Origin of the sequence: Arthrobacter sp. H5 (assembly GCF_000520595.1) — a bacterium.
Lineage (GTDB): Bacteria > Actinomycetota > Actinomycetes > Actinomycetales > Micrococcaceae > Arthrobacter_D.
On sequence record NZ_AZSC01000344.1, the window covers coordinates 1 to 7719 of the forward strand.

Sequence of the window (7719 nt, forward strand, 5' to 3'; positions counted from 1 at the left end):
CGACCGCCTCTATGTCCTACTCAGCGGGTCCGTAAGTCCGGGCCCGCTGCCGCTACTTGAGAATGGTGAAGATGCTTGGTGTCATTGAATTCATGGAACGCCGGCGGATCGGCTTGTACCTGCTGGCCATCGCGGCCGGAGGAGCATTTGGGTGGTTGATTCCCGCCGCATCAGAGCCGCTGGAGCACTGGATCAACCCGGTGCTCGGCCTGCTGCTCTACGCGACGTTCCTGGGCATTCCCTTCGCGGCGATCGGTAAAGCGGTGCACGACATACGGTTCATGGGTGCGGCTCTGACATTGAATCCGCACCATGACCCGACGATCCTACGGATTCCACACCCCGCAAGCCGCACTGGCCCTGATCACACTCGCCTGCGGACCAGTAAACATCAAACTTCCATACCAGAAATAACGGCGCCCACACTTACGTCAGGAGAGCCTGAATTTCGTCCTCGTCCCGATTGTCGTTTTCGGGCTCTCACGTTTCGTGGCAGCGGACCAGGCACTCCTGGTGGGCGTGCTTCTGGTTCTGCTGACTCCCTGCATTGACTACGTGATTGTATTTTCCGGTCTGGCCGGGGCATCAAGTGATCGCCTGCTCGCCGCAGCACCCGTTTTGATGCTGGCCCAGATGGTGATGCTCCCGGTTTACCGCTGGTTTTCGTTGGCCCCGAGGTGGTCTCGGCCATTGATCCGGAACCGTTTATTGAAGCCCTGATCGTTCTGATTATTATCCCTCTGGTCTTGGCTGCCCTAACCCAGAAACTGGCTGAGCGGCGCAGAACCGGAAGGACCGTCATGGTCACGATGGAACGCTCGATGGTCCCGCTGATGATGGCCACACTCGCCGTCGTCGTCGGCTCCCAGATCGTCGGTGTGGGGCAGGAAATCATGTCGCTGTTGGCCCTCGTCCCGCTGTACGTGGCTTTTTTGATCATCATGGTTCCGGTTGGAATTGCCGCAGCAAGAATCTTCCGGCTCGACGTCGGCAGTACACGGGCCGTGGTCTTCAGTGGAGCCACGCGCAACTCCCTGGTCGTGCTCCCATTGGCTCTAGCGTTGCCTGAGCCCCTAGCTTTGGTAGCCCTCGTCGTGGTCACCCAAACTCTGGTGGAGCTCATCGGGATAATCGTCTACGTCAAAGTGATTCCGCATATCATCAGGCTTCAACCAGAGCGCGTATAGCCAGCTTCTTCTTCGTTCAGGGGAATTTCGCAAAGATTGTCGAGTTTCGGGCACGTTTAATTGGGGATGTCGATCCGCCCGAATGTTTCGATTTCGGCGTGGAATCTTTCCTGCACCTTGGCCTCGTCGCCGTGGTCTCCTTGCACCACGATCGCTTTACGACCGTGGTTTTCGACCTGCTCCCGGATGGTGCTGGCGCCGCTGGCGGTAGGTACAGTACCGCCCGGGGAATATCCGCCTGCGCCAGAACCGCCCGTACCGGCAGAAACCCCTCACCCATGCTTGAATGCGAAGGGCCGTTAATTGTGGACCCGGTGGAATGTGATCATCGCGGTGAGTAGGACTCCGCCAAGAAATGTGGTGACGTATTCTCCTGAAAAAGTGTCAGTGTCTCTACCGCCGGAAAAACAACGGCAGAAGGTTTTCCCTGTCTGGTTCAGGAAAAGGGCGCAGAATTTTCTGTGTCGTGGATGTGCGGGCGGTTGGGTACCGCCAGGGCCTCCTACGGATAGGCTGGAGCGCACACTACTTCATTGGGAGGGACATGAAGCGACTGTCGCTGCTGAAGGCGGTGAACCGCCTCGAAAACGCCGCGGGGCTTGACCCGCTGGCAAACGGATTGCACAGCGCCGTCACGGTGATCGTTCAGCCGCGGTGGCTTCGTGACGTACTGGCCGGGTTTCCGATCGCTCACCCGTTGCACCCGTTCGCGGCACAGGTTCCGACCGGCCAAGCGATGGGAGCCGAATGAGCACCCGGGGGCAGGGCGACTATGCTGACTTACGCTCGTACGCTGCGATCGGTGACGGACGCACGGTGGCGTTGATCGCACTGGATGGCGGCATCGATTGGTTTCCCATCCCGGCGCTCGACTCTACCCCTGTTTTCGCGCGGCTGGTGGACGCAAAAGAGGGCGGCAGCATTGAGCTCGCGCCCGTGGGAGATTTTACCGTCACGCGCCGGTACGCCCACGGAACCAATGTGTTGGAGACCACCTTCACAACGGATTCGGGTGTCGCCCGAGTTACGGATGCCCTCGTCACCGGATTCGCCGGCCAGCTTCCGTGGGTGGAGCTCGCGAGGCGTATCGATGGCATCGATGGTGTCGTGCGTTTCCGGTGGCGAGTTACTCCCGGTACGTGCCTGTCGGTAGCGTCGCCGTGGGTCGACACGACGATTCACGGAAAGGTCATCCGCGTTGGTGGATTGACACTTGCGGTGCGCGGACTGGCGCATGGACCACAAGAGGGTGGCAACCGTGCACTGGCCGGAAGTTTTACGACGGCAGCGAAGTCCCGCCACCTCATTACGGTCGCGGGTACCGCAACCGAACCGGTTCATGTGCCGGTACCCGAATTGACCGACGAGGGTGTGAACCGCACGATCGAGAAATGGCGATCGTGGTCGGACGACTTCAACTATGACGGGCCATGGGCGGACGCTGTCCAGCGCAGTGCTCTGGCCCTGAAACTACTGATATACAGTCCGACGGGCGCGATTGCGGCGGCGGCGACGACCTCGCTTCCCGAGAACCTCCGCGGCGGCAAAAATTGGGACTACCGCTTTGCGTGGGTACGGGATGCGGCGTATACGGTGCGTTCCCTGGTTCGTTTCGGCCTTCGCGAGGAAACCCACGCGGCGGTTGCATGGCTGCTTCGCACGATCAAAGAGTGCGGCCCGGAGTTACACATTTTTTATACACTGGACGGCACTGTTCCCTCCGGGGTTGAAACCCGTGAGGTGCCGGGATGGCGCGGAATTGGGCCGGTCACCATCGGCAATCGAGCAGCCAACCAGCTGCAGCTCGGGGTGTACGGTGACCTGTTCAACGTTATGCGTGTATATGTCGAGGCCGGAAATGTGCTCGATGTGGATACCGGTTTACTGCTGGCTTCACTCGCGGATCACGTGACGGGCATCTGGCGACAGCCGGACGCCGGTATGTGGGAACTCCCCGAGCAGCGCCACTACACCTCGTCAAAGATGGGATGCTGGCAGGCCCTCACCGACGCGACGCGCCTCTGCGAGATGGGCCAGATCCCGGGAAACTCCGCACACTGGCAATCCGAAACCGAACTTATCGCAGCGTGGGTACGCGAGAACTGCTGGTCCGAGACGCGGAAGAGTTTCGTCGGCTGGGCGGGCGGTGACGATCTGGATGCGTCCGTACTCCTTCACGCGCAAAGCGGGTTTGACCGCGGTTCGCGGATGTCATCGACGATAGACGCAATTCGCGCCGAGCTCGGCGATGGTTCACTTACTTACCGCTACACCGGGGCTGCCCACGAGGAGGGAGCATTTGTTGCCTGTTCGTTCTGGTTGGCATCGGCACTGGCGTGCGTCGGTCGCGATGATGAGTCCGTCGCGCTCATGAACGAACTCGTTGGGTTGGCCAACGATGTGGGCCTCTATTCAGAGATGATCGATCCAAGCGACAAAGCGTTTCTAGGCAACCTGCCACAAGGGTTGAGTCACCTCGCACTCATCAATGCCGCAATCACAATCGAGGAGCTCACCCGTGAGTGAAGAACGAGGTGGGCTGGCGTCCTTGAACGTCCGTTTGGATCGTAAATACGGCACCGGATAGCGGATACTCCTCCAACTGTGCTTGCGTCAGATTTTCACGCGCGCTCGTAACATACAGGGTGGAGAGGTCGGCGCCGCCGAATGCTACAGAGGTAACATTCGGTGCCGGTAAATCGATGGCGAAGAGCTCGGTGCCGTTCGAGTCGTAGTGCACGACCTTGCCGCCCCCGTACAGCGCGCCCCAGAAATTACCGTCCGTATCGATCGTGAGACCATCGTGCGGTGCACCGTGGATGAACACGTCCACATCCGTGATATCGCCGTCCGCACTGTACGCGCCCGTGTAGATCGTGCCGACACTGGTGTCTGTAAAGAAGATACGGCGACCATCCAGGGACCACTCCAGCCCATTGGCAACACCGATACCGCCCCGGAGCACACGCACGTCCCCGTCGCCGGAGACTGAGTAGAACGCACCGACCGGATCGCCACTGAAGAGATTCATCGATCCGGTGATCCACCGTCCCGCCGGATCAACTTTTCCCTCATTGAACCGCAGGCCAACGCGGGAGTGAGGGATCTCGGCGACCGTTCGGATCAAGCGACCCGAAACATCCGTTAGGACGACCCGATCCTCGAGCGACACGATGAAGCCCGAGCATCCTCCTATCTCCGCGAGCGAAAAAGAAGCCACCGGCGGGGTCAGCGTGATTGTGTCGTCAGCCGAGCCGTCGGTAGGCATGCCTGGCGCACTCCGGTGGATGAGTCCGGCGGTGATGTCGCACCACAACATGGCCGGCGCCCCGCCCTCACCATCCCAGATGAGGCTTTCGCCCAAGATCGCGCCGGTGCTCCTGAATACCTCCGGGTCTCCAACGGTGTTACTCACCGATCCAGCACAGCATCGCTGAACGGCGATGTAAAGGCCTTGGAAATTGTTGGGTGCCCAGCGTACGGTCAAATCATGGACCTTGGTATCAAAGGAAAAATAGCACTCATCTCCGGCGCCGATTCGGGTATCGGCTGGCACACCGCCCGCCTGCTACTTGCCGAAGGCGTCACGGTAGTCATCACCGACCAATACCAGGACAAACTGGATGCTGCGGCCCAGCAGCTGGACGCGAAACCGGACCAATTGCACGCATTCGTTGCGGACATCACCAGCATCGACTCGATCGCGGCCCTTCGAGACAAGGTGCTTGACGCAGTAGGCGACATCGATATCTTGGTGCAGTCAGCAGGCATTACGGGTGCCCAAGGCCTCTTCCATGAGCTGACGGACGAGGGCTGGATGGAAACGCTCCTCGTCGACCTGATGGGCCCGGTTCGGCTTGTCAACGCTTTCCTGCCGTCGCTTCGCACAGGCGGCTGGGGTCGGCTCGTCTTTTTGGCATCAGAAGATGGGACACAACCGTACGACGACGAACTGCCGTACTGCTCCGCCAAAGCCGGTGTCCTCGCGCTTGCCAAAGGCCTGTCGCGCAGCTACGCCCTGGAAGGGTTGCTGGTCAACTGTGTGTCACCGGCCTTCATCCATACCCCGATGACGGACGCGATGATGGAAAAGCGGGCAGACAAGCTCGGCGTTTCGGTTCCGGAGGCGATCACCACCTTCCTCGATGAAAAGCGCCCGTTTATAGAGCTAAAGCGCCGCGGCACACCGGATGAAGTGGCCAGCGTGGTCGCGTTCCTTTGCTCGGATCTCGCCAGCTTCGTCAACGGGGCGAACTACCGCGTCGACTCCGGCTCTGTAGCCAGCATCTAAAGCCCCGCCCAACACCACGAAAGGACCATCATGGCGACCGACCAACACGCCCTCGCGGACCCGCGCACACTTTACCCTTCCATCTCTCCGCCCACGCAGCAACAGCCAGAGCCGGGCATCCAAGCGAACATGGACCCGGTGCCAGACCTCGGAGAAACAAGTTACCGCGGCTCCGGGCGGCTTACCGGACGCAAGGCCCTCATCACTGGTGGAGACTCCGGAATCGGCGGTGCGGTCGCCATCGCATTCGCCCGGGAGGGCGCCGATGTTGCGATCTCCTATCTGCCCGAAGAGGAAGAGGACGCTAACCACATCGTCGGCCTGATCAAAGAGGCCGGCCGCACGGCGGTCGCATTCCCCGGCGACCTGAAAGACAAAAACTACTGCCGGGAACTAGTCGAAGCCGCGGTCACCGGGCTGGGCGGCCTGGACATCGTCGTGAGCAACGCCGGAAAACAGGTCTTCGTCGAAAAACTGGAAGACATCAGTGACGAGCAGTTCGAGGACACCATGCACACAAATGTGTTCGCGATGTTCTGGATCATCAAAGCAGCCGTACCGCATCTGAAGCCCGGCTCGACCATCATCGCCACGGCATCCCTCGAGGCCTACCACCAGCTACCATTCCTACTCGACTACGCGACCACGAAAGGCGCCATCAACAACTTCTCAAAAGCGCTAGCGCAACAGCTCGCGCCCCGCGGCATCCGCGTCAACGCAGTGGCCCCCGGCCCCACCTGGACTGCGTTACAAGTAACGCAAGGGTATCCGCCCGAGAAACTGCCCGAATATGGCAAGGACAACCCACTCGGCCGCTCCGGACAACCAGCCGAACTCGCGCCCGCCTACGTATTCCTCGCCTCCGGAGAGTCGAGCTTCGTCATCGGAGAAACACTCAACGTCAATGGCGGAATGCCCACACCCTAAGAGGTAGCGGGACGCACCGGTTCAATCGGAGATAGATCAGCTAGTCAGCACAGATCACGAACGCTCCCTCGTCGCCGGCCCCGGTCCAGCGCTGGACCAGCGCGTCCGTGGACAGCTCCCGTTCCACGGCGTCCATGGTGGCGAGGATTCGCTTGTCATCGGCGGGTAGGAAACCCATGAGCGGCATCAGCAGGACGCCGGCATCGAGGTGGTCGGAGCCGAACGCTCCCGTGAACGCACCGGCCGAATCGCTCCACCCGCGGTCCAGAATCGCGGCGGGGACCTCATCGCGCACGGTCTCCCACCGCTGCGCCTTCTCACCCGGGGCGTCCATCTGCGCCGCGAGTTTCACGGCCCGGTCCAGGGCCACCCAGCACATCAGCTTCGAGGTCAGGTAGTCCCGCTCTCCCTCGCGCCCTTCCCAGATGCCGGCGTCGGGCTCCCGCCACGTGGCCGCGGCCCGGTCGGCCACGGAGATCAGGAAATCCGCGGTGGTCGGGGACAGCTGCCCGAGCTGCTCGCGCAGGATCCACGCGCACTCCAGAACCTCGCCGAGGACATCGAGTTGCTTCTGCGTCCACGCGTCGTTGCCGATCCTCACCGGTCGGCTACCGGCGTACCCTGCCAGGTGGTCGAGGGTGTGCTCGGTGAGGTCGTGCTCCCCACCGACCCCGAACATGATCTGTAGGGGCCCGTCGTCGGCCGGACCGGCTGAACATCGAGTTGCTTCTGCGTCCACGCGTCGTTGCCGATCCTCACCGGTCGGCTACCGGCGTACCCTGCCAGGTGGTCGAGGGTGTGCTCGGTGAGGTCGTGCTCCCCACCGACCCCGAACATGATCTGTAGGGGCCCGTCGTCGGCCGGACCGGCTGAGGCGGTGATCCAGTCGAAGAACCGTTGCGCTTCGTCCGGGCAGGCCGCCACCCACAGGGCCTTCAGCGTCAGACTCCCATCGCGCAACCACCCGAACCGGTAGTCCCAGTTCGCGGTGCCGCCGATCTCCTCGGGCAAGGACGTCGTGGGGGCCGCGACCACTGCTCCGGTCGGCCGATAGGTCAGGGCCTGCAGGACCAGGGCGCTGCGCCGGACCAGGTCCCGATAGGGCCCCTGATATCCCTGGTGCATGGCGCTCCAGGACTGCCACCCTGTGATGGTGTCCTGCAGGGCCGGCGAGCCATCCAGCGGCGTGGTCGGCGGGTCGGTCGACTGGCGGTGGTGCAGGGCGAACGTGGCACGCTCACCCGCTCCGAGGGGAAAGCTGCCCACGGCTCGCGATCCTTCGATCTGCAGTTCGCGGTCGCCGGTAAGCAGGAG

At 61.8% G+C, this 7719-nt stretch carries 8 protein-coding genes and 1 pseudogene; 6 read left to right on the forward strand and 3 right to left on the reverse strand.

Annotated features, from left to right (window positions below; translation table 11 throughout):
- Nucleotides 1-62: 62 nt before the first annotated feature.
- The 4 genes and pseudogenes from Y708_RS30255 to Y708_RS0101240 all read left to right on the forward strand — a co-directional run bounded on the left by Y708_RS30255 (nucleotide 63) and on the right by Y708_RS0101240 (nucleotide 3713).
- Nucleotides 63-551, forward strand: a complete 489-nt coding sequence (locus Y708_RS30255) for a hypothetical protein (RefSeq protein WP_216699705.1) — start codon at nucleotides 63-65, stop codon at nucleotides 549-551.
- Nucleotides 442-1187, forward strand: a pseudogene (locus tag Y708_RS22110) (bile acid:sodium symporter); the annotation flags it as partial. The gene Y708_RS30255 and the pseudogene Y708_RS22110, both read left to right, overlap by 110 nt.
- 544 nt (nucleotides 1188-1731) lie before the next feature.
- Nucleotides 1732-1938 (forward strand): hypothetical protein, encoded by a 207-nt coding sequence (locus tag Y708_RS0101235; RefSeq protein WP_155853606.1) that lies wholly within the window; start codon nucleotides 1732-1734, stop codon nucleotides 1936-1938.
- A complete protein-coding gene (locus Y708_RS0101240; protein ID WP_028278528.1) occupies nucleotides 1935-3713 on the forward strand; it encodes a glycoside hydrolase family 15 protein in 1779 nt (592 codons plus the stop codon). Before Y708_RS0101235 ends, Y708_RS0101240 begins: the two co-directional genes overlap by 4 nt.
- Here Y708_RS0101240 and Y708_RS22115 read toward each other — a convergent pair.
- Nucleotides 3700-4551 carry an SMP-30/gluconolactonase/LRE family protein gene (locus Y708_RS22115; RefSeq protein WP_253905650.1) on the reverse strand — a complete coding sequence of 284 codons (852 nt, stop codon included), beginning with the start codon at nucleotides 4549-4551 and terminating at the stop codon, nucleotides 3700-3702. The two genes, Y708_RS0101240 and Y708_RS22115, sit on opposite strands and share 14 nt — an antisense overlap.
- Before the next feature lie 126 nt (nucleotides 4552-4677).
- On the opposite strand from Y708_RS22115, the gene Y708_RS0101250 reads away from it, so the two are divergent.
- Nucleotides 4678-5478: an SDR family NAD(P)-dependent oxidoreductase gene (locus Y708_RS0101250; RefSeq protein ID WP_028278529.1), complete on the forward strand. Its 801-nt coding sequence runs from the start codon at nucleotides 4678-4680 to the stop codon at nucleotides 5476-5478.
- 30 nt (nucleotides 5479-5508) lie between these two features.
- Nucleotides 5509-6405 (forward strand): SDR family oxidoreductase, encoded by an 897-nt coding sequence (locus tag Y708_RS0101255; RefSeq protein WP_028278530.1) that lies wholly within the window; start codon nucleotides 5509-5511, stop codon nucleotides 6403-6405.
- Nucleotides 6406-6445: 40 nt separating this feature from the next.
- Here the strand turns inward: Y708_RS0101255 and Y708_RS22120 are convergent, their stop codons facing one another.
- Nucleotides 6446-7084: a glycoside hydrolase family 15 protein gene (locus tag Y708_RS22120; protein WP_155853608.1), complete on the reverse strand. Its 639-nt coding sequence runs from the start codon at nucleotides 7082-7084 to the stop codon at nucleotides 6446-6448.
- The coding region (locus Y708_RS0101265; RefSeq protein WP_028278532.1) for a glycoside hydrolase family 15 protein at nucleotides 7003-7719 on the reverse strand (717 nt) is incomplete at its 5' end. The genes Y708_RS0101265 and Y708_RS22120, both read right to left, overlap by 82 nt.

Bases quoted from the DNA above. Each gene is read 5' to 3' on its own strand.
- Y708_RS0101250 (WP_028278529.1), top strand. From the start codon at position 4,678: ATGGACCTTGGTATCAAAGGAAAAATAGCACTCATCTCCGGCGCCGAT.
- Y708_RS0101235 (WP_155853606.1), top strand. From the start codon at position 1,732: ATGAAGCGACTGTCGCTGCTGAAGGCGGTGAACCGCCTCGAAAACGCC.
- Y708_RS0101255 (WP_028278530.1), top strand. From the start codon at position 5,509: ATGGCGACCGACCAACACGCCCTCGCGGACCCGCGCACACTTTACCCT.
- Y708_RS22120 (WP_155853608.1), bottom strand. From the start codon at position 7,084: ATGTTCGGGGTCGGTGGGGAGCACGACCTCACCGAGCACACCCTCGAC.
- Y708_RS0101240 (WP_028278528.1), top strand. From the start codon at position 1,935: ATGAGCACCCGGGGGCAGGGCGACTATGCTGACTTACGCTCGTACGCT.
- Y708_RS30255 (WP_216699705.1), top strand. From the start codon at position 63: ATGGTGAAGATGCTTGGTGTCATTGAATTCATGGAACGCCGGCGGATC.